22 protein-coding genes are annotated in these 20240 nt (G+C 50.8%); all 22 read right to left on the bottom strand.

Translation table 11 applies throughout. The annotated features are described in order from the left end of the window. Positions 1-59: 59 nt before the first annotated feature. Positions 60-428 carry a cysteine-rich VLP domain-containing protein gene (locus B5F07_RS16600; protein ID WP_002584962.1) on the bottom strand — a complete coding sequence of 123 codons (369 nt, stop codon included), beginning with the start codon at positions 426-428 and terminating at the stop codon, positions 60-62. Continuing rightward, positions 425-2500, bottom strand: coding sequence for a type IA DNA topoisomerase (locus B5F07_RS16595; protein WP_021749501.1), 2076 nt, complete (start codon positions 2498-2500; stop codon positions 425-427). The genes B5F07_RS16600 and B5F07_RS16595 overlap by 4 nt, the downstream gene beginning before the upstream one ends. After that, positions 2497-3228, bottom strand: coding sequence for a DUF4366 domain-containing protein (locus tag B5F07_RS16590; RefSeq protein WP_021749500.1), 732 nt, complete (start codon positions 3226-3228; stop codon positions 2497-2499). The genes B5F07_RS16595 and B5F07_RS16590 overlap by 4 nt, the downstream gene beginning before the upstream one ends. Continuing rightward, a complete protein-coding gene (locus tag B5F07_RS16585; protein ID WP_007709576.1) occupies positions 3218-3484 on the bottom strand; it encodes a DUF4315 family protein in 267 nt (88 codons plus the stop codon). The genes B5F07_RS16590 and B5F07_RS16585 overlap by 11 nt, the downstream gene beginning before the upstream one ends. A gap of 21 nt (positions 3485-3505) precedes the next feature. Beyond that, positions 3506-5473, bottom strand: coding sequence for a C40 family peptidase (locus B5F07_RS16580; RefSeq protein ID WP_021749499.1), 1968 nt, complete (start codon positions 5471-5473; stop codon positions 3506-3508). Continuing rightward, positions 5470-6426 carry a DNA-methyltransferase gene (locus B5F07_RS16575; protein ID WP_021749498.1) on the bottom strand — a complete coding sequence of 319 codons (957 nt, stop codon included), beginning with the start codon at positions 6424-6426 and terminating at the stop codon, positions 5470-5472. Before B5F07_RS16575 ends, B5F07_RS16580 begins: the two co-directional genes overlap by 4 nt. Next, on the bottom strand, positions 6423-8819 hold the full coding sequence (locus B5F07_RS16570; RefSeq protein ID WP_036630487.1) for a VirB4-like conjugal transfer ATPase, CD1110 family: 2397 nt from the start codon (positions 8817-8819) through the stop codon (positions 6423-6425). The genes B5F07_RS16575 and B5F07_RS16570 overlap by 4 nt, the downstream gene beginning before the upstream one ends. Then, positions 8779-9171 carry a PrgI family protein gene (locus tag B5F07_RS16565; protein ID WP_006774460.1) on the bottom strand — a complete coding sequence of 131 codons (393 nt, stop codon included), beginning with the start codon at positions 9169-9171 and terminating at the stop codon, positions 8779-8781. Before B5F07_RS16565 ends, B5F07_RS16570 begins: the two co-directional genes overlap by 41 nt. A 1-nt stretch (position 9172) precedes the next feature. Then, the gene (locus B5F07_RS16560) at positions 9173-10069 is read right to left on the bottom strand and encodes a radical SAM protein (protein WP_181974208.1); all 897 of its coding nucleotides are present in this window, start codon (positions 10067-10069) and stop codon (positions 9173-9175) included. 16 nt (positions 10070-10085) lie between these two features. Continuing rightward, a complete protein-coding gene (locus B5F07_RS16555) occupies positions 10086-10937 on the bottom strand; it encodes a VirB6/TrbL-like conjugal transfer protein, CD1112 family (RefSeq protein WP_021749495.1) in 852 nt (283 codons plus the stop codon). A gap of 82 nt (positions 10938-11019) precedes the next feature. Then, a complete protein-coding gene (locus B5F07_RS23720) occupies positions 11020-11181 on the bottom strand; it encodes a Maff2 family mobile element protein (RefSeq protein ID WP_083490985.1) in 162 nt (53 codons plus the stop codon). Positions 11182-11202: 21 nt separating this feature from the next. Continuing rightward, positions 11203-12813: a recombinase family protein gene (locus B5F07_RS16545; RefSeq protein WP_002569232.1), complete on the bottom strand. Its 1611-nt coding sequence runs from the start codon at positions 12811-12813 to the stop codon at positions 11203-11205. Positions 12814-12924: 111 nt separating this feature from the next. Beyond that, positions 12925-13113, bottom strand: a complete 189-nt coding sequence (locus B5F07_RS16540) for a transposon-encoded TnpW family protein (RefSeq protein ID WP_002569233.1) — start codon at positions 13111-13113, stop codon at positions 12925-12927. Further along, on the bottom strand, positions 13110-13964 hold the full coding sequence (locus tag B5F07_RS16535) for an ATP-binding protein (protein ID WP_002569234.1): 855 nt from the start codon (positions 13962-13964) through the stop codon (positions 13110-13112). Before B5F07_RS16535 ends, B5F07_RS16540 begins: the two co-directional genes overlap by 4 nt. Then, positions 13961-14710, bottom strand: a complete 750-nt coding sequence (locus tag B5F07_RS16530) for a phage replisome organizer N-terminal domain-containing protein (RefSeq protein WP_002569235.1) — start codon at positions 14708-14710, stop codon at positions 13961-13963. The genes B5F07_RS16535 and B5F07_RS16530 overlap by 4 nt, the downstream gene beginning before the upstream one ends. Then, positions 14700-14912, bottom strand: a complete 213-nt coding sequence (locus tag B5F07_RS16525) for a hypothetical protein (protein ID WP_002569236.1) — start codon at positions 14910-14912, stop codon at positions 14700-14702. The genes B5F07_RS16530 and B5F07_RS16525 overlap by 11 nt, the downstream gene beginning before the upstream one ends. 185 nt (positions 14913-15097) lie before the next feature. Beyond that, positions 15098-16720 (bottom strand): relaxase/mobilization nuclease domain-containing protein, encoded by a 1623-nt coding sequence (locus B5F07_RS16515; RefSeq protein WP_002569237.1) that lies wholly within the window; start codon positions 16718-16720, stop codon positions 15098-15100. Beyond that, positions 16692-17090 (bottom strand): plasmid mobilization protein, encoded by a 399-nt coding sequence (locus B5F07_RS16510; RefSeq protein WP_002569238.1) that lies wholly within the window; start codon positions 17088-17090, stop codon positions 16692-16694. Before B5F07_RS16510 ends, B5F07_RS16515 begins: the two co-directional genes overlap by 29 nt. 624 nt (positions 17091-17714) lie before the next feature. Further along, positions 17715-17918 (bottom strand): helix-turn-helix domain-containing protein, encoded by a 204-nt coding sequence (locus tag B5F07_RS16505; protein WP_003505336.1) that lies wholly within the window; start codon positions 17916-17918, stop codon positions 17715-17717. Beyond that, positions 17908-18354, bottom strand: a complete 447-nt coding sequence (locus B5F07_RS16500) for an RNA polymerase sigma factor (RefSeq protein ID WP_003505338.1) — start codon at positions 18352-18354, stop codon at positions 17908-17910. Before B5F07_RS16500 ends, B5F07_RS16505 begins: the two co-directional genes overlap by 11 nt. A gap of 149 nt (positions 18355-18503) precedes the next feature. Further along, positions 18504-19271 (bottom strand): class I SAM-dependent methyltransferase, encoded by a 768-nt coding sequence (locus tag B5F07_RS16490; protein WP_003505400.1) that lies wholly within the window; start codon positions 19269-19271, stop codon positions 18504-18506. A gap of 213 nt (positions 19272-19484) precedes the next feature. After that, on the bottom strand, positions 19485-19940 hold the full coding sequence (locus B5F07_RS16485) for an XRE family transcriptional regulator (protein WP_003505401.1): 456 nt from the start codon (positions 19938-19940) through the stop codon (positions 19485-19487). Between the last annotated feature and the right edge of the window lie 300 nt (positions 19941-20240).

Here is a 20240-nt window from a genome sequence, read left to right as displayed (position 1 = left end):
GCGCTCTCTATGGGAAGCGCGGGCATTTCTCGCAAACGGGTACTCGTTTGCTGTGCTTGCTATGTAGTTGTTTTTATCCGTAAACGCCTGTTTCTCTCGCTTTGGGCTTTCTGTCTGCGGCGTATCTTTGCCGCGCAATCGGGGCAGTATTTCGCCCGGTTGCTGCCCGCCGCAAACGTGCTGCCGCATACCGCGCAACGCTTCAAATCGGTTTCCCCGCTGCGGGTGATCTGTTCGCAAAGCTGCCTGTCGGCGGGTAATACCGCTTCGCGGAAATAGCGGCATAACAGCGAATAGCTGATACTCTGCACACACACGCAAGTTTCCCCGTCGTCCAGCAGCAGACAATTCCCGCAATCGTTGTTTGCACAAGCGGCGCGGGTCATTTTCTTTACGGCGCGGTATTGCTTTTCATCAAGCCTTATCATTTTCGGTTCTGCTCGACGCGGAAGTTTACATACTTGCCGCCTGTGTCGGCAAGCAGCACAACTCCGTCAAAGGTCTTTCCCGTCTTGGTCGAGTACATACCTTTGATTTTTACCTTTCCGTCTTTCAAAAGGGCGGCGGCAATCGCCTTTGTGAAAGCCTTTTTGCGCTGCTCAAAAAAGCGGTCATTCTTCCACATCACAAAGCTGCAAGCCCTGTCGGAGCAGTAAAAGTTTTTCTTGCCCTCGTAAACCGCCGCGCCGCAACGGGGGCAAGTGCCGATTGCTTCCCGCTGCGGGGTAAACAGCTTCGCTTTATCCTCGGAAATCGCGGAATAGGTCTTGACAAGCCCCGCTGTCATTTCCTCAATCCCGCGCATGAAGTCGGCGGGGCTGTCGCTGCCCTTTGCAATCCCGGTAAGGCGCGTTTCCCATTCTGCCGTAAGCTGCGGGGACGTAAGGCTGTCGGGCAGGATAGCGGCAAGGTTATACCCGTCCTTTGTGGGGATTAGCTTTTTGCCCTTGCGCTCGGCAAAGCCCGCACTAATGAGTTTTTCAATGATACCCGCCCGCGTTGCGGTAGTGCCTAACCCTTTGCGCTCTGCGTCCTCCGGCGTTTCTTCCTTGCCCGCGTTCTCCATAGCGGACAGAAGCGTATCTTCGGTATATGCTTTCGGGGGCTGCGTGTAACACTCGGAGATCTCCGCTGCCGGATTGTCAAAGGTCTGCCCCTCGGCAAGCGGCGGCAAAACGGTTTCCGGCTCTGCGTCCTCGTCCTGTTCCTCGGACGCGGCGCGGGACAGCTTTTCAATCTCACGCCACCCCTCGCAAAGCGTCGTCTTTCCCTTTGCGGTAAAGGTATAACCGCCGCAAGAGATAACCGCCGTAACCGCTTCATATTCATAGGGCGCGGCTGCGGCGCAAAGCAGCTTCGCGCATACAAGGGTCATAAGTTTTGTTTCGCTGTCGGTAAGGGAAGAAAAGCCCGTTTTCAAAAACTCGGCTGTCGGCAAAATAGCGTGGTGGTCGGTTACTTTGCTGTTGTCGCAAACCCTTGTAAGGTCTGCTTGCAGCTTCACGTCCCGCATAAAGGGAAGCAGCGAACAAAGCCCGGTAATGAGTTCCTTTGTGCTGTCCTGCATATCGGAAGTGATATATTTGCTGTCGGTGCGGGGATAGGTCAAAAGCCGCTTTTCATAGAGGGCTTGCGCATAATCAAGGGTCTGTTTCGCCGTAAACCCGTACAGGCGGTTGGCTTCGCGCTGCAACGCGGTAAGGTCAAACAGCTTCGGCGGTGCAACGGTCTTTTTCTCTTTTTTGAGGGAAGTACAAACGGCTTGCGATTTCTCGCAAGCCGCTTTCATCTGCTGCGCTGCCGCTTCGTCGTTCAACCTTTCGGACAAAGCCGAAACACCGCCCGCGTCCAGACGGACAACATGATATTTTTCTTTCTTAAAGCTGCTGATCGCATAGTCGCGGTTTACCAGCATGGTAAGGGTGGGCGTCTGCACTCTGCCGACATTCAGCGTTTTGTGATAGAGGATAGAGAAAAGGCGGGTCGCGTTAATCCCGACAAGCCAATCTGCCTTTGCTCTGCAAAGCGCGGATTGATAGAGGTTGTCATAGCTGCGCCCGTCTTTGAGGTTTGAAAAGCCCTCGCGGATTGCGCTTTCTTCCATACTGCTAATCCAAAGGCGGGAAAAGGGCTTTTTGCAATTTGCCTGTTCATAGACAAAGCGAAAAATGAGTTCTCCCTCGCGCCCGCTGTCGCACGCATTGACAATCTCGGAAACGTCGCTGCGGTGCATAAGGTCTTTGAGTACGGAAAACTGCTGCTCCTTGCCGTTGGCAACGGTAAACTGCCAATCCTGCGGGACAATGGGGAGATCGTCATACTTCCATTTTCGGTACTGCTCGTTGTAGGTCGCCGCGTCCGCAAGGCTAATCAAATGCCCGATACACCAGGACACAAGGTAGCCGCCGCCCTCAAAATATCCTCTGCGCTTTTCATTCGCGCCAAGTACGGCGGCAATCGCCGCCCCGACGCTCGGTTTCTCTGCAATTACAAGTTTCATACTTTCTCGTCCTCCTGCTCGGTTTCTAATTCTTCCTCGTCCTCGTCGTCCTCGTCAAAATCGAGATCGTCAAGGTTGCTGCTGCCTTTTGCCGCGTCCTTTTTGGGCTTCATAATCTTAAAGTAATAGAACGCGCCGCCGCCCACTGCGGCAAGAAGCAGCACGACAAGCAGAATAGCACCGCCCATGCCGCCGCCTTTATCTTCCTCCGGCTCCGGCTGCTCGGTTTCTTCCGGCTCCGGCTCGGCTTCCTTGCCCGCGCACTCGCTCATATTGACGCTGCAAACGGGGCAATCGGTGTTGACGCTTCCGGCAACGCATTTTTCAGTACAGCTACAAGCGGGGGCTTCGGTCTGTTCGTCCTCCATAAGCTGCAAAAGGTCTTTTTCATCAACTTGATTGAGGAAATGGACGGTGTTTTCTCCGTCCTCGGCGCGGTCAATGATGATGTAAAAATAGTTTCCGTTTTTCGTAACGACGGTAATAAACTGCTTATCGCCGGACGCTTCGCCCGTTATGTCGTCCACAAGGCTCATGTTGCCCTCCGGCGTTAAGGGCTGCGGCTCATAGCCGCCCGTCGTTTCTTCCGGCTCGGTTTCGGTTACGGGGGTAGGCGGCTCGTCGCTCACATCACCGCCGCCCGCAAAAGCGGTAACAGAAAAGCCGCCCATGAGTACAAGGGCGGCAAGCAAAGCGGTAACGCTGCGGAACAGTTTTTTATGCTTCATCTTCGGTTTCCTCCTGTTCGTCGGTATAGTCTGTGTCCGGCTGCGGCAAAATGATTTCGCCGTTGGCATAGGCGGAGAGGAACGCGGCAAGCTGCGCCCCGTCAAGGTGTACCGCTTTCACCATTTGAACGATCTGCGCGTTTTCTTCCTCGATTTTCTGCGCTTCAAGGTCTTTCAGCCTTTTTTGGTATTCAAGGACTTTCGCCCTCGTTTTCTCAATATCCCTTTCGATACGGTCAAGTTTCGTGTTTGCCATAGAAATAAACTCCTTTCAAAGTCAGTTGTAATGTAGCCGCCCATAGGCGTAAAAATGGGATTGCCAATAGCTTGTATCAAGTTTTGCGTATTGTATCGGGTCGCCACAATGCAGCATGACGGGGCTTCCGTCCCCGTCCTCGCCAACGTAGATACCCACATGAGATACCCCCGGTGTGTCATATGTACCCGTAAAGAAAACCAAATCCCCCGGCTGCGGGTTGGAAACGCGGGTTGAAATGTTGTAAAGCCCCTGCGCCCCAAGTCTGCCCGTATTGTATAAGCCGCTGTTCGTCAGCACATAGCTAACAAAACCGCTGCAATCAAAAGAGGTTTCCGGGCTGCTGCCGCCCCACACATAAGGAAAACCGACATACTTTTCCGCTTCCTCAATGAGCCGCGCAAACTGTTCATCTTCCAGATAGGCGGGCGGGATTTCATAATCCGCTGGCGGGTTTTCATAGTATTTTGAAATATAGCCGGATTGCGGGAAAAGATCGGGTCTGTTTCCCAGCGACGACATATACATAGCGTACATGGATAGCTGTTCCTCGCCCATAATGTAAACGGGAACATGGGAGAGGTTGAAGTTTTCCAAATCCACATTGAGAATGTAATAGTTATAGGCTACTTCAACGTCGTATTCGTTGCCTTCGCTGTCCGTCCGCGTTTCGGTGCGGTAGCGTACCTCGACTTCCTCCGTAACCGTCAAGATATACTGTTTATCAAAGAGCATTTCAAGGGTGCTTTGCGCTTCATCGAGAGTAAACACGCCCTCATGCCAAGCGGAGAGGATAGAGATTAGCACATACGGGTCATGCTCGATCTCGTCAGCCGTTACCCGGTATTCGTCATAGCCGGGGTATTCGCTTTCGATGTTATCCAGCATATCCTGTAACTCGGCTTCCATAGCGACATACGCGCTTTCTGCGCCTGTAATATCCGCGTCCTCGGAGAGATAGGACGACGCAATCAAGCCGCTGCCGCTGTTGCCGCCGAACAGGGAACAAGAGGACAAGCCGCCGAAAAACAGAAGCACGATAAAGGCAATCCCGCCCACAATCAAACAGCCTTTCCAATGCCGGACGACAAAGAACGTCGCCCGTTTGGTTTCCTGCGCCGTTTTCTTCGCCGCCTTTGCGGTGGCTTCGGCGGTCTTTTTCACCTTGCCGCCCGTTTTCAACGCCTTTGCATACTGCTTTTTAATGCGCTGTTTTTGCCAAAAACGGGAAATCGGGTTGGAGTGCGCAAGGGCGGGGTTATCATGCAGCGCCTTTTGGTAGAGGAAATCGGCGTTTGCCTTTGCTGCCTTTTTCTCGGCTGCTGCCGCCGCCCGGTAAGGTTTCAGCTTATGGCTGCGTATGCCGCGTTTTACTGCCCGCGTCGTCATGCCGCCCGCTTTCTCGCCCACAAGTTCTATCCTGTGTCCGCTTTCCACACCGACGTTTTCTTTCTCCACCTCATAGATTTTTCCATGTACGGCGGCGTCCAATTCCTGCGCCGGACGGGATAACGGGTTATGACGCAACTTGCCGTTTGGGGGCTTATCCGTTTTTTCAAAAGCAAGGCGCGTCTTTGCTTTGCCTTTGGCTTCGTCAAAAACGCGCTCTTTTGTGATTTTGGTCTGTTTGGGGATAGCTGCCCGCGCTTTGTCTAAACGGTCAGCCGCCGTATCGGATTTTTTGATTGCCTTTTGCAGGTCCGGCGTTGCCCGTTCCGCTTCGGAAAACTGCAAGCGGGACGTATGGGTTTTAAGCTGTGCTGCGTCAAGGGTCTTTTTCTCCGCGCCCTTTTCAAAGTGGCGGCTAACCTCTGTGCTGATACGTTGGGTTGTCTTTTCTGCTGCTCCCGCTACGGGGGCTGAATAGTTTTCCTCCGGCGGTCTTTCGCTGATACTCGTTGTTTCGCCCGTCGTAAGGTTTTCCGCAATCGCCCCGTCGCGGGTCATTTTCTGCGTTACCTTGTCGGGGGCTTTTAATTCCTTGCTCAATGTTCATCACCTCCAATACGCTGTTTTGCAAGGGTGCAGTATTCGGGGTTGATCTCTATACCCACATAGCGGCGGGAAAGGCTTTTTGCCGCCGCTGCGGTCGTGCCGCTGCCTAAAAACGGGTCAAGCACAATCCCGCCGACAGGACAGCCCGACAAAATGCACGTTTCCGCAAGTTTGGGCGGGAACGCTGCAAAATGCCCGCCGCGATAGGAAGCTGTGTTGATCTGCCAAACGTTGCGGCGGCTGCGGACGGGGGAAATCATTTCGTCGGTGTATGCGCCTTTCCTGCGGGGACGGTTGATTTTCTGCGGCTGGTTTTGCCCCGGAACGGTAGCGGCATATTTGTTGCCTTTCCCAACTCCGCTTTTCAGCCGTACCGCCGTTGTGGGGGCTATCGGCTCGGCTACTGCTTGCCAATCATAGTAATATTTCTTTGACTTGGTAAGCAGAAACACATATTCATAGCAGCGCGTCGGTCTGTCCCGCGTGCTTTCCGGCATGGCGTTTCCCTTGTGCCAAATGATAGAACTGCGCAAATACCAACCGTCGCCCCGCAAGGCAAGGGCTACAAGCCACGGAATACCGATTAGGTCTTTCGGCTTGCAGCCGGGGGCGCGGTGGTTTACCGCCACTTGCTGCCCGTTCCTGCCTTTGGGGTATTTCGGGTCTTGGTGGTCGGCTTTGCTGCCTGTGCCGCAATAAGTGTCCGCGATATTCAGCCAACAAGTACCCTCCGGCGTAAGCACCCGCTTTACCTCATGGAAAACCGCCGTAATGCGGGAAACATATTCCTCCGGCGTTGCTTCCCGCCCGATCTGCCCGTCTGTGCCGTAATCGCGCAAAGCATAGTAGGGCGGGGACGTTACGCAACAATCCAAACAGTTATCCGGCAAGGTTTGAAGCACCTGCAAGCTGTCGCCGCAATAGATTTTATCCGTTTCTATCCTCATGCCGACACCTCGCCGGGCTTGGTCGTCATTACGCGGTAGAGTTCCGTATCTTTCGGGAAACGGTCAATAAAGGGCAAAATCACGTTGCCATAGAAGATAAGTCCCTCGCCCGCTTCGGAATGGGTTACATAGGTCATTTGCTGCTGCGAAATGTTAAGCTGCTTGGCAAGGATTTCCCGGTCGCCCTGGGCTTGGTTGAGCATATAGACAAAATCGCTGTTTTCAAAAACGTTTGAAACTTCTCTGCTCGTCAAAAGGTCTTTGACGTTCTGCGTGATACCTGTCGGAATACCGCCCCACTTGCGAAAACGCTTCCAAATCTCGACGGAATAGGCGGCGGTCTGTTCCTCTTTCAAGAGCAAATGAAACTCGTCGATGTAATACCGCGTCGCCTTGCCCTCGCTGCGGTTTACCGTTACTCTGTTCCATACTTGGTCTTGGACGATAAGCATACCGACTTTTTTAAGCTGCGTACCGAGTTCCTTAATATCAAAGCAGACAAGGCGATTATGAATGTCAACGTTTGTCCTGTGGTTAAAAATGTTCAAGCTGCCGTTTACATAGAGTTCCAATGCCGCCGCGATACGCTGCGCTTCCTTTTCCGGCTGCTTCTTGATTTCGTCGTAGAGGTCGCCCAAAATCGGCATATTTTCAGGCTTCGGGTCGGCAAGGTAGTTGCGGTACACGCTGATAACAGCGCGGTCAATCAAGGTCTTTTCAACAGCTTCCAGCCCGTTTTTACCGCCCATAATCAACTCACAAAAGGAAAGGATAAAATCGCTCTTTAAGGCTATGGGCGTGTCGCCCTCGCTGTAATTGAGGTTAATATCCATAGGGTTAATGTACTGCGTGCTGTTCTGCGAAACCTTGATAACCTGTCCTTTCAAACGTCCGACAAGGGGGTAATATTCGGCTTCGGGGTCGCAAATGATAATATCATCTGCCGTAATAAGAAAAGCGTTTGTGATTTCGCGTTTTGCAGAAAAACTTTTGCCGCTGCCCGGTGTGCCGAGTATCAAGCCGTTGGGGTTTTTCAGCTTCTTTCGGTCGCACAAAATCATGTTGTTGGAAAGGGCGTTTAAGCCGTAATACAATGCTTCGCCGCTTTGGAACAGCTCTTGCACCGTAAAGGGAACGAAAACGGCGGTGCTGCTGGTCGTCAAGCCGCGCTGGATATGGATAAGGTTTTCCCCCAACGGGATAGAGGACATAAGCCCCTGTTCCTGCCGGTAGTCAAGGCGGGTCAAAATGCAGTTGTATTTCTGTGCGATTGCCGCCGCCCCAAATACTTCGTTATCCAATTTCTGCTTGGTATCTGCAAGGTTTAAGACAAGCAGCGTGAGCAGAAACATTCTTTCGTTGCGGCTCTGCAAATCGCGGAGTAGGTTTTTTGCTTCCCCGCCGTAGGTGGCAAGGTCGGACGGAATAATATCCATGTCATAACCGCTGCGGATTGCTTTCTTTTGTTCTTCAATCTTCATGCGGTCAAGGTCGGTGATCTTGCGCTTAATCGTCTTGATTGCTTCGTTGTGGTCGATACTCTGAATGTGCAGATTGACGATAATCCCGTTTTCCGCGTCCATGAAGTCGGCAAGCATACGGTCGGAGAGTTCCGGCGCGACGATCTGCAAAAAGGAAACCGCACCAAACTTGCCGCCCATTTGAAACATTCGCCCGTCGCCAAATCGGAAAGAGGACGGGGCGATAAAGTCCTTGACGGAAAGCCCGCTTGCGGGTAGCCATTCCCACGCAAAGTTAAAGCGTTCCCCGTCCGGGTGAAAAATCCCATGCAGCACTTCAAGACGCTGTTTCCCGTCCAATACCCGCGCCGCCGCGCCGATCACCTTAAAATGGTTGAGGGTGTCCGTTTCAATGCGGGCAAGACGCGCCCGCGCCGATCTAATGTCCTTTGCTTCAACGGTAAAGGTGAGAAACTTGGTTTTGATAAGCCCGTTGTTTCCGCGTTCAAGCTGCGTCCTAAGCATTTCGGTGTATTCTGCTCTGATACTGTCGAAGTCGTCATTCTGCGGTGCAATCGTGATACTGTTCTTAAAATCGTCCTTGTTCGCATGGCGGCTGATTAGGGAAAGCTGCACGCTGATAGAAGCGTCGAACGAGTTATACATATCGCAAAGGGCTTCAAAAATGGCGGTTTTGTCGTCCGGCTGCGCAAGCTGATAATTTATATCCTCAAACTCAATGCACTTGGAATACCGCCCGTTTGCAAGGCGGCAAATCCCGTCCTTATACATTCGCTCAAACGGTATGCTGTCCTGCGCCGTATGGGGCTTCCCGTCGCCCTTTGCCTGTCGGATAAGGGTATCTATCTGTTTTCTTTCCTGTCGGGAAAGTTTACGCTTTTCGTTTTGGGTGTTTTTCTTTTCCTTTGACAATCGCCCGTACCTCCTTATCTAATTGCTCTTGCCGCGCAAGGGCGGCATAAAAATTGTTGGTCTGATAAGGTCGCTCTTTGGGGCGAAGAAACTTCACTTCCACAAATTGCCGAATAATCACTTCCAGCGGTTGCCCGTTTTTCTCGTACATGGCAAGCAAAAACATAGGCAGCATGGCAAGCACCATGCACAATGCCGCTGCGCTCGTTCCAACGCTGCCTTTTACCAAAAAGAACAGCGGCAGTCCGATTGCCACCGCCGCGCTGAAACAAATTAGCTGTCGTTTCGTAAGGTTGAACATTACCTTGCTTTTGATTTTTGTTAAGTCCTTTGGGACGGTTACATACGCCATTTCATACCTCCTTTCTGCCCGGAATGTAATCTTCAAAGCGGGGAACAGCATAGAAAAGCCGCTTGTTGTTTACCCATCGTTGCAAATGGCGGGTAACAGGCGGGGCGGTTGGACGCTCGTAAATCATCACATACGGGTCAAAGCCCATAGCCCGCAAGGTGTTCACGCGGTATAAATCCTGTTCGTGAGTGCTGCCGTAGTTGGTAAGAACATACACGCGCCGCTGGCGGCTGCTTTTAATGGCTGTCAAATCCAAAAAACGTTGGAAATACCCGGTCAAGTCCTCGTCGGGATTATCCCATGCAAAATGTACCGCTTTTATCCGTACCCGATTTAACAGGCTGACATTATCCCTGTTCACAAGGCGAATATCCAGCCCTTGCGAAAAATCCACCCATGCGCGGCTTCGTATAAGCTGCTCAATGAGATTTTCATGGTCGGGACAGGCAAGCAGATTAGCGTCCATGATTTTTATTTCCGGCTGCCATTTCCAAAACTCGGACAAATCCGCAACCTTAACGCTTTTGCGCCCCTCTTTACCGCTGACAATGCAAAACCCGCAATTTCTCGGACAACCCCGGCTTAAAAAGCCGTAGGCAATCCCGAAAAACTGCGGGTAGATAGAATAATCCGGGTAACTGTGTTCCACTTCCGGCGGCAAGCGGTTTTTCGTGTCGTAGCCCGTACCGCCGAAAATAACCTGTTCCGCGTTGGTAACGGTTATCGTGTCTTTGGAATAGGTGTCCGTAAAGACGCGGCTTTTATATACAAGGTCGTACCGCCCCTTTGCGTTCCACCATTCCACCGTATGCCCCTTTGCTTTATGATACGCGGATAGCTTCATCAAGCAGAGGTTGGGGAAATTATGGCTGTCAACGTCGATTAAGCCGATTTTCAAATCATAACTCACCCCCTTAATGTGCCGAAAAGACGCTCTTTGCAAGGCTCCCCGTTTTGAAAAGGGTAAAGCACAAGAGGACGGTATAGCCCATGCAAGCCCAGATCGCGCCGGAAATGTCGTCGGTTGCTGCGATTGTCTGTATCAAGACCGCATAAATGCCCACGCACACCAAAATCAAAAACGCCTGAAAACCAAGCGCAAGCAAAGATTTTAAGTAATTCTGTCCCATGCTGCCCCATTCGTGATTTACCATTGTTGCCATAGGGATAGGGGCAACGCTCGTTACAAGATATATTTCAATCATGCGCCCATACACCACAAGCATAATGCAGATTGACAGGGCTTTCATGGTAAGCCCTACAAAGAGGGATTGAAACCATAACCCCAAAAGACCGCCCACGCTCATAGCGTCGAGTTTTGCTTCAATGTCGGTAATGACGGTGGTAACGTCTATGCTTGTATCGGATATGATAACCCCCGCGCTCTGATTGACGACGCTCTGCGTAACGTCGAAAACTCCCATGACGATGTTCCAAGTGTTTGTTACCAGCAGCACCGCAACAAAGGTCTTAAAAATCCATTTGAAGAAAATCCAAGTGTCGAGATCGTGCAGATTGTTTTTTTCAATTACAATCTGGATTAGTTCGTAGCACATGACAAAGGTAATGATAACGCCCGCAATCGGTACAATGACATTTTCCGAAAGGCTGCGTATCATGTTGAATATGCCCGCGTTCCACCCGGCGGGGGTCGTGCCGACTTGCGTTGCGATTTCTCCAACCTCTGTATTTACGCTGTCAAACAAGCCGGAGAGGTTCGATAAAATCCCGTCTGTCAAAATGCCACGAAACCAATCTTCAATCATCTGCCATATCAAAAGTTAATCCCTCCTTTCCCGCGCCCTCCCGTTTCCGAGAGGGCGCGGCGGGTGGTATTTGTTTTAGGCATTATCCAAAAAGTTTGGAAAGAAGCGGAACAAGGGTGCCGCCGATCAAAGCGACGCCGCCGCCCGCCATGAGCTGCTTCATGCCCTGGCTTTTTACTGATGTGCGATAAAGAAGTAATAGAAGTGTAAAAAATTTTGCCGTTCCTATCCGGCACTTGCGCATTGTGTCGGATAGGTCGGGCGGTTATTCGGGCAAGTCCACCTTGCCAACAAAAGAATAATAAATCTCAATGTCCTGTCTGCGGGTCTTGTTCTCGTCATAGCTGCACTCATGCACAACGATTTTCTCTACAAACTCCCGCAGCAGAGTAGGGGTAAGTTCTTCAAAGCTGGTATGCCGCCGGACAACATTCATAAACTTTTCTGCGTTCACGGTGGCTTCCTGTGCTTTGGAAAGCTCCGCTTGAATAGCAGCGGCTCTTTCTTTCAGCTCCCGTTGCTCTGCTTCATAGTCTGCCGACAGCTCTGTGAAACGCTCGTCTGATATGCGCCCGGTCACGCTGTCCTCATACAGCCGCTTGAAGATAGCGGATAACTCGGCTATGCGTTTCTCGGAGGCTTCCAGTTCCTTTTTCTTGGCGGCGTTCCTGCGTTTGCCCCCGTCCTCGTTCTGCTCAATCAAGAGTTTCATAAACCGGGCTTCATGCTTTGCCGCATAGCTGGTCACTTTCCGCAGATTGGAGAGTACACCAGCGGTCAAGAGGTCGGTGCGGATAAAGTGCGCCGTACAGTCATGGGTGCGTTTCTTGTAGTTGCCGCAGATATAACAGTCCTGCTTGCGCTTGTCCGTCTGGTATCGCTGCTGATACATCACGCTGCCGCAGTCCGCACAGAACAGTATGCCGGAGAACAAACCCACTTCATCATAGCGGTTTGGGCGTTTGCGCTGTTTGCGAAGCTCCTGCACCCGTTCCCATGTTTGGGTGTCTATGATAGGCTCGTGGTGGTTCTCGAAAATCACTTGCTTTTCCGGGGGATTTTCTACACTGTGCTTGACTTTGTAAGAAAGTTTTTCTGTCTTGAAATTTACCAGACAGCCTGTGTATTCCCGGTTTTCAAGGATATGCACTACGGTATTGGTCGCCCACTTGCACTCATAGCCGGGGTGGTAGCGGCGGGTGCTGCCCGTCCTGCGGTATTCAAGCGTTCCCGGCGTGGGGATTTGCTGCTCTGTGAGCATACGGGCTATCTTGGTCGGACCATTCCCGGCAAGACAGAGGTTGTATATCTGCTTGACTACGGGTGCAGCTTCCTCGTCAATAATGAAATTTTCATCCTCGTCCATGAGGTAGCCATACACAGGCTTGCTTGTGATGGGCTTGCCATTCATGCCTTTTGAGCGTTTTACTGCTTTGATTTTCTTGCTCGTATCTCTCACCAGCCATTCGTTAAAGATATTCCGCAGCGGGGCAAAGTCATTGTCGCCCTGTGCGCTGTCCACTCCGTCATTGATAGCGATGAAGCGGACACCTTTCTGTGGGAAAATCATTTCCGTGTACATTCCCACTTGCAGGTAGTTTCGCCCTAACCTCGACATATCCTTTACGATAACTGTCCCGACTTTTCCGGCTTCAATGTCCGCAAGCATGGCTTGAAAACCGGGTCTTTGAAAGTTCGCACCAGAATAACCGTCGTCCGTGTACCAGCGCAGATTGGAAAAGCCGTTCTGCTTTGCATAGGTTTCAAGGATACGCTTCTGATTGGAAATGGAATTGCTTTCGCCTTGCAGCTCGTCCTCATGGGATAGTCTTGGGTAAAGGGCGGTAATTGGTTGTTGGTTGGTCTGTCTTAACATAAAATCCTCCGTTTCCGACAGCCAGCCCCACTATTCCGTACCTTGATTGTACCACATGGGGCGGCTGTCTGTATAGCGGCAAAAGCGTCAAATCTGCTTCTTTATGGTCGGTCAAATCGCCGTTTTTTGTGTAGCAGCTTCCGCTTCCAGCACTTTCATCATCTTGTCGGCTGCGGTGTCGGTTGCGCCCTGCTTGAAGAAGCCGGAAACGGTAAGGACGGAGTTGCCCATGCGGATTTCCGTCACACAGTCCGGGCGGCGGTCTGTTTTGGTGGTGCTTGTCTGTTTCGTTTCTGTCATAGGCTCTCCTTTCGCTGCTTCATCAGTTGCTTTAAGCGTTCCAGCTTTTCCTGTGCGGTTTCCTTTCGGAAGTTGCTGCCCGTGAAGCGGACGGGGGCGCACATGGAAGTCAGCCTGTCATAGATACGGGCGTGGGGCGTGTCCTGCGGGTGCTGCAATTCCTCCAGCGTGAGGTTGGTCGTGGCGATCAGCGGCTTGCCGCTTCGGTAACGGCTGTCAATCACGCTGTAAACCTGTTCCAGCCCGTATTCTGTTCCTCGCTCCATACCGAAATCATCAAGTATCAGCAGAGGGTAGCTGCAAAGGCGGGAAATATATTCGTTCCTGCCCTCAAAGCTGGCGGCAAGGTCACCCAGTATCGTTGCAAAGTTTGTCATGCAGACGGCAACCTCTTTTTCCATAAGGGCGTTGGCGATACAGGCGGCAAGGTAGCTTTTTCCCGTCCCCACGCCGCCCCAAAACAGGTAGCCGATATTTTCAGCCTGCATGGTTTCCCAGCTCTCCACATAAAAGCGGGCGGTTTCGGTCTGCGGGTTTCTGCCGTTGTCATGCTCAAATGTCCAGTTCCGCATAGCAGGGTCGGTAAAGCCCCGGCGTTTCAAGTCCTCCACTTTTTCAAGGTGCTTCTGTCGGCTTTCGGCGGCTTGCTGCTTTTCACGGGCTGCCCGCTGGCAGTCGCACTCTGCCGGGTGGCGGTCACGCCCGAAACAAGTCTTTCCCTCTGCAAAATAGGCTTCTTTGGGCGTATGGCACTTACCGCAGTATAAAAGCCCGTCCTCGCCTGTGTAGTCCTCCGCTTCGGCGGTAGTGGCTGTAATGTCCGTAATCATAGCTTCAATTCCGTTTTTCATAAGCTCTCGCCCTCCTTGCATGAATAATCGGGTATGCCCTGTTTCGGGGCAGCCTTGCCTTTGGCAGCGTCCTCCTGCGCCCACTTGTAAATGGTGGCTGCATGGCTGTGGTACTGTTTCCCGGTGGAAGCGATATGGCAGGAAAGCCGGTCAATATAATACTCCCACTTGTCGGGCAACTCTGTTTTTAGCCCGGAAAGCTCTGTATCGGTCAGTATCACATTGTTGTATCTGCCATAAGCGGCGGGGGCGGGGTGTCCCGTTTCTCCCTCTCTCTCTTTTTCTATCTCTATCTCTTTCTCTAACTCTATCTCTATCTCTGGTGGACGAATGTCGGACAAATGTCCGCCTTTTGTCCGGGGCGGTAAAAGTGCCTTGTTTTCCAGTCTTGCAGCCCGTTTCCGCTCGGCTTCGGTAGAGGACTGTCCTATCATCAGCTCAATGTCGGTCATATAGAAAGCCCCGCTGTCAAGCTGCTCCACAAGCCCCAACTGCCGGAAAATCTCTAAAGCCCTCTCAACCGTCCCTATCTGGTGGCGGGTCAGTGTCGCTATCATCTGCGCTGTGTAGGGGATATGCTCGTCAAGCTGCAATTTCCCGCCGTTTTTCAGCGATTTTAAGTACAGCTTCAAGAGGATATTGGAGTATAAAATCCCGTCTTTCATATCTTCCAGCAGCACAATGGAGTCGCTGTCAAAAAAGTTCTCTTTCAGCTTGAGGTAGTAATACTTGCGGTTATCTGCCATTGTCCCTGTCCTCCTTTTTCCGGCGTTTGGAGTAGTAGTGGGGGCAGAGTATGATAACCGCCCGGAAGCTCTGCTTGCAGCTATGGGTACAGCCCCGGCAGAGGTCATTGTATGTGATACGATCGCAGGTGGAATTCCCGACTTTCACTTGCCGCAGGAAAAAAGACCATTCCAGCCGCCGTTTCTTGCTCATTCTTGGCATGGGTGCGCTCCTTTCTGCCGTTTCCGCTGGTGTGGCGGTATCGGCGGTAATTCTGTATCATCTCGGTATCATTTTCGGGTTTTTTCTGCCCTATAAGCCCGTTAAAAAATCCTTTGGTATTTGCGGATAGGGTACGGGGCAGCCCCCTTGTTCTGTATAGGTTCGGGTACATTTTGGGGCGGTTTTTATCGTTCCTGTTCCTGCCTTTTCACAGGCTTGCGCTCCCGGTGTAAAATCTGGTCGATATTGCCCTTGACAGTCTGTAAGCGGCGGTATTCCTCCCGTTTTGCCCGGTAATCGTTGTAGCCGCTGTTTTTCTCTTGGATAAGGGTTTCAATCTCTGCTTGCAGGGCTTTATAGCTCGGCAGCTTGGAAATGCCGTTTTCCCTGAAATAGCGGGCGGCTGCGTCTGCTATGATAAAGTCGCTTTCGTACTTCTGACGGTAGGCTGCTTTTGCTTTGGCGTTTTTCTGCTGTTTCAGCCCGTCCCGGACAGGGCGGGTCTTGGAATAGGCAAGCACCTGCCGTTGCAGCTCCTTTTTCCCGTTCAGCGTCTTTTCCATCTGCTTCAGCTCTGTAAGGCTTTCCCGCATGGCGGTATAGGCGGCAGAACAGGCTTCGTCCAGTTCCTCCGGGGAAGAAAAGCCGTACTGCTGATAGGCGGTAACGGTAGCTGCCATTTGCTTTAGGTTGTGCTTTGCCGCCCAGCGGTCATAGCCCACGCCCTTGCCCTCGGCTCGCTTGGCTTCCCGGTCAACCATGCGCTGCAAGGTGTTGTCTGCCGGGGTGGTTTTTGTGGTTTTTTCCCCTTGTGACAGCTTTTTAACCGCGGCAGGGTATTCGAGTATGGCTTTGCTCTGTTCGGCGGCTCTGTGGGCGTTCTGCGTAAGCAGGACAAGGACAGCAGCCTTGTCAAAATCGTCCCCCAGCTTCCGGGCTGTGATAGGCTTTGTCCTGTCCGGCGTGAGGTAGGAAAGCCGCCCCCGGCTCTCCTTGACGGTCACACCCTCCCGCAGCAAAAGGGAAGAAAATTCGTCAAAGCTGCCAGCTTGGGAAAGTGCCTGCCGTATCGTCCGGCGCAGCTTCGCCTTGTCCGTTTCAAACTTGGTGGGCTTGGTCGGCTGTCCTGCGGCTTCTCTGACAGCGTTCTCTTTATCAAGGGCAAGCTGTCCTTTCTTTGCCGCCCAGTATTCCCGTTCGGTTATCCGTTCCTTGCTGCCGCTTAGGAGGTCGATTTGGTAAAGCCCCTCCCGGTGGCACATCTCCATGACTTCACTCTTGAAATATTCCATAGCGGCGTTGGTGCAGCGGTGCTTGCAGCCCTCCCGTGTGTCGGCTGGTCTGTCCATGTAGGGCAGAAGCGGGACTTCATAAATCCGCAGGGAGTTGATGACGATATGCACATGGATATTGCCGCTGTGGTTATGCCCGTCCGGGTGGGTGCAGACTAAGGCTTGGTGTCCGGGGAAATGCTCTTTACAGAACTGCTCGCCCAGCTCCTGCGCCCGGTCTACGGTCAAGCCGTTGTCTGTCCCGTCCCGTGGGTCAAAGCTGATGATATAGTGGTGGCTTTTCACATCTTCCCGTTTTTGGTTTTTCTCATAGCGGAGATTAGCCCGCATACAGGCAACAGCGAAATCCTCGCCCCCACAGTTGAGGGAAGAAATGCGGTAATCCTCCCTCGGTATCAGCCGCCCGTTTTCATCAAGGGTGGGCTTCATGGTAAACTCGTCATGCTCAAATGTGAGATAGGCTTCCGCTGCGCCATAGTCCGCATTTTTAGAGCTGATATGTTTGAATGTTGCCAACAGCGTCACCCACTTTCTGCAAGACTTCAAACTTTAGGGCAGCAAGGTCGGAAACCGCCGCCCGTACCTCCCCGGCAAGCTGCGGGTAGGGGCTGTGCCACTCGTTCAGCGTCCGGGCTATCTGGTTTAAGTTGCCGCCGATCCTGCCGTATTCGGCGGTCAGCTTCCCGACAGCGGCAAGCAACTCGTCATTGACGGGGGAAACGGTTATGATGGGGCGTATGGCTGCCCCGGTTATGGCTTGCCGGATAAACTCGGCTTGGCTCATGTTGTAAGCAGAAAGCCTTTCCGCAAACTCGGCGTATTCTTCCTCGGTCATGCGTGTCTTGACTACCCGGCTGCGGTGCGGCGTGTTATATCGTTTTCGCATGGTAAAACCTCCTTCGGCTGTGCGTGGTGTCCTCTCACTAATAGGAGAAAAACAGGGTGTAAAGCGGAACTGTTTTTGAAAAATCCGAAAAATTATTTTGAGGGATTTTCCAGCGGCGTAAGCCGCATAAGCAGGGTTTGGGGAAGGCACTCCCCAACAAGATTCCCGCAGGGGCAAAATGAGCGATAAGCGAATTTTGGTACTGCGGTAGAATCTTGCTCTGAAAAACTCCGGCGTTCCCCGGCTTCCGTACTTTCCGCTAACAAGACGTTTCAAAAGGGCTTTGCTACCCGCTATTCCGGCATATCTTGAAAATTTTCCTTTCACTACCTACAACACCACGCAAAGCAAAATGGACGGAGATTTTTAGAATTTCCCCTTATTCCCTACAACACCACGCAAGCCGAAAAAGGCGGACAATGGCAGTATTTTTTTCTTTGATACCCTCCACGGATAAGTAAGGGATTTTGCCAACTGCGGCGGCAATTTTCCCTTTTGTTTTTTCATACTGGGGATTTTCAAAAATGCCAAACAGGAACGAAAAAAAGCAGCAAATCTGTTGAATAGATTTACTGCTTTCTGGTTGCCGGCGAAGCGGCGGTTATTCAGTTGTAGGCGGTAGGGCTATCTCCCAAAGCGGAACTTGAAAATAGCTGTGAGAAGCGTCTGGGTGATGTAGTCCTCTGTATCTTGGTCTACCCGTCCATTCACACGGGCGGCACATTGTATGCGGCGGCGGTAATACTGCAATACAGTTCCCACCGCTTCCGGCTCCCCGCTGGTGGCTTGGACGATTGTTTCATAGGGGAGAAGCCTATTATTTCTCATATGCCATTCCCTCCATTTCCGCTTGGAGCTGCCGTAGGACTTTTCGGATATGGTAGCCCGCTGTGCTGCGGCTGCGCCCGTACTGTCTGCCAATTTCGTGCTGTGGAATACGCTTGAAAAAGGACAGGTAAATCATTTCCCGCTCCCGTTCGTCCAGCCGTGACAGGGCTTCCGCAAGTAAGCCGCTGCTGAAAATGACCGTATCGCCGCAAAGGGTAAGTATGTATTCCTCGTCCGGCTCCGGGGCTTGGAAATATTCATCTGTCGTGCCTAAAGGGTAGTGCTTTTCGTCTGTGAGGTATTCAAGGGATATTTCTCTTTTGTGCTTCCTGCTCCGTGTCCTCGCTGCGTTGATCGTTGCATTTCGGATAACGACTTTGCAAAAGGCATGGAAAGTGTACTCGATATGTTCCCGATATTCTTCTGTACAGGTCATGGAAAATCCCCCTTTCCTCCCAAAAGGGCTGTCGCTCCTTGACTGCCTAACTGCAAAACCGGGCGGGGCTGTCAACGGCGGGCGAAGCCCGTTCATCTTGACCGTTGACTGGCTCGGCCAGGTTTGCTATTTATCCGGCAAACTTGAATTTATTTTAAGCTATCACGTTTTACCTTTTTAAGCCTTACTATCATTACCATAGGAATTTCTTTGTTGTTTTTGAAACATTCTTCATAAAATCCATCAATGACAAATCCAGCTCTAAAACAAAGGTTAAAAATATCTTGTATGGAACGATGATAATAAATCTGCTCCTCCGGTTGCCCTTCAATCGCTATACCATAGTAACTGTGCGGTGTCATATATTTTTCAGTCAACGTGATAAAACAAGGGTGTTGCGTTGCAAAGACAAAAATTCCGCTTTCCTCCAACAGTTCATAAACAGCCATAAGAAGTGGTTCAATATCCGTAATATCCATAATTGCCATATTAGAAACTGCTTTCGTAAAGGCTCGATTTCTTTTTAATTCTAATATACTTTCTCTATTGGTCGCATCCGCTACACAAAATTCAATTTGTTTTGCATATTGTGATTGCCGTCTTTTAGCCAATTCTATCATTTTTTTGCTGTAATCAAAAGCGACAATCGAAGCGCCTCTTTGTGCAAGATACGAAGAATAATTTCCATTGCCACACGCAATATCCAAAATGTAATCCGCAGGATTAGGAGATAGAAGTTCCGTTACTTTGGGACGCACTACCTCTCTGTGAAATTCATTAGATTTGTCACCCATTGCATTATCCCAAAATTGTGCGTTTTTCTCCCAGATTTTTTTACTTTCCTCTGTTCCCATGTTCTCTCCCACTCCCAAAATTTGCCTTTTTGCTTCCATTAAATCTTCCTTACTATATTCCATTGTTACCCTCCATAACTTCTGATTGTTGCCGTCTTGACTATTATGTATCTTTTCTTTCCAAAATGGTATAGGCTTTTATTTTTATAATGCTGCAAAACTTTTCTTCTGTAAGGTATTCAAAGGATATTTCCCTTTGCCGCCGCTATTGGAAAGCCAAAAGCAGCGGCTTTTTTACGCGATATGACCGAAAAGTCTAGAAAGCAGGATATGTCATCATTTGTCATTTCTTCTCAATGTAATAACTGCATGGCATATCAAGCCAAATACAAGAGAAAAACAGCCACCGCCAAATAGTGATGCTCCCCACCCTGCACCCGACATTGTCATAAAACCGCCAACAAAGAAAATACCAATGCCAAGAAATATCCCGACACCATAAAAAAGTCCAATTGCCATATCATACTTATTAAATTGTCGTTTCTCTTTTTTTTCACATGTTTCCATTTTTGTTATTACCTCCTTCGCAAAATCGTCCATGTGGACTCCAAAAAGAAAACAAATTTTTTTCAACGTATTTAAATCGGGTTCATTAACATCTCTCTCCCAATTCGATAGCGCCTGCCGGGTAACATTCAATTCCCCAGCCAGTTCTTCCTGTGTCATTCCCGATTGTGTTCGCAGATGACGTATTTGCTTTCCTGTTGTAATATCCGTCTGTTTCTGGTTCAAAATGGTTCCTCCTCTCTGATGCTGATTTTATCAATATACGATACATTTATGCAGACAACACCACGGATCGGCTTTTGGCTGGACAATTCCAATCAAACACCACAGCAGACAGCAGAAACCATTCTGAACACCAGGAAGCCGGTATGATTGTTACATATAAGGGGAAGAAAAATTTCTTTTAAGTACTTGCTTTCCTAAAACTGATGTGATATAATAGCTTCATTCCAGAAAAGGAGTAAAAAATATGCGGCAAGGTATTCTTAAATAAAACTATAATCAAATAGTGGGAACAAAGAATTA

Origin of the sequence: Lachnoclostridium sp. An169 (assembly GCF_002160525.1) — a bacterium.
GTDB lineage: Bacteria > Bacillota > Clostridia > Lachnospirales > Lachnospiraceae > Mediterraneibacter > Mediterraneibacter cottocaccae.
This window is presented reverse-complemented; position numbering and strand designations above follow the sequence as displayed.

Coding starts and splice junctions, on each gene's coding strand:
- B5F07_RS16600 (WP_002584962.1), bottom strand. CDS start 428: ATGATAAGGCTTGATGAAAAGCAATACCGCGCCGTAAAGAAAATGACC.
- B5F07_RS16595 (WP_021749501.1), bottom strand. CDS start 2,500: ATGAAACTTGTAATTGCAGAGAAACCGAGCGTCGGGGCGGCGATTGCC.
- B5F07_RS16590 (WP_021749500.1), bottom strand. CDS start 3,228: ATGAAGCATAAAAAACTGTTCCGCAGCGTTACCGCTTTGCTTGCCGCC.
- B5F07_RS16585 (WP_007709576.1), bottom strand. CDS start 3,484: ATGGCAAACACGAAACTTGACCGTATCGAAAGGGATATTGAGAAAACG.
- B5F07_RS16575 (WP_021749498.1), bottom strand. CDS start 6,426: ATGAGGATAGAAACGGATAAAATCTATTGCGGCGACAGCTTGCAGGTG.
- B5F07_RS16565 (WP_006774460.1), bottom strand. CDS start 9,171: ATGGCGTATGTAACCGTCCCAAAGGACTTAACAAAAATCAAAAGCAAG.
- B5F07_RS16555 (WP_021749495.1), bottom strand. CDS start 10,937: ATGATTGAAGATTGGTTTCGTGGCATTTTGACAGACGGGATTTTATCG.
- B5F07_RS23720 (WP_083490985.1), bottom strand. CDS start 11,181: ATGCGCAAGTGCCGGATAGGAACGGCAAAATTTTTTACACTTCTATTA.
- B5F07_RS16545 (WP_002569232.1), bottom strand. CDS start 12,813: ATGTTAAGACAGACCAACCAACAACCAATTACCGCCCTTTACCCAAGA.
- B5F07_RS16540 (WP_002569233.1), bottom strand. CDS start 13,113: ATGACAGAAACGAAACAGACAAGCACCACCAAAACAGACCGCCGCCCG.
- B5F07_RS16535 (WP_002569234.1), bottom strand. CDS start 13,964: ATGAAAAACGGAATTGAAGCTATGATTACGGACATTACAGCCACTACC.
- B5F07_RS16530 (WP_002569235.1), bottom strand. CDS start 14,710: ATGGCAGATAACCGCAAGTATTACTACCTCAAGCTGAAAGAGAACTTT.
- B5F07_RS16525 (WP_002569236.1), bottom strand. CDS start 14,912: ATGCCAAGAATGAGCAAGAAACGGCGGCTGGAATGGTCTTTTTTCCTG.
- B5F07_RS16510 (WP_002569238.1), bottom strand. CDS start 17,090: ATGCGAAAACGATATAACACGCCGCACCGCAGCCGGGTAGTCAAGACA.
- B5F07_RS16505 (WP_003505336.1), bottom strand. CDS start 17,918: ATGAGAAATAATAGGCTTCTCCCCTATGAAACAATCGTCCAAGCCACC.
- B5F07_RS16500 (WP_003505338.1), bottom strand. CDS start 18,354: ATGACCTGTACAGAAGAATATCGGGAACATATCGAGTACACTTTCCAT.
- B5F07_RS16490 (WP_003505400.1), bottom strand. CDS start 19,271: ATGGAATATAGTAAGGAAGATTTAATGGAAGCAAAAAGGCAAATTTTG.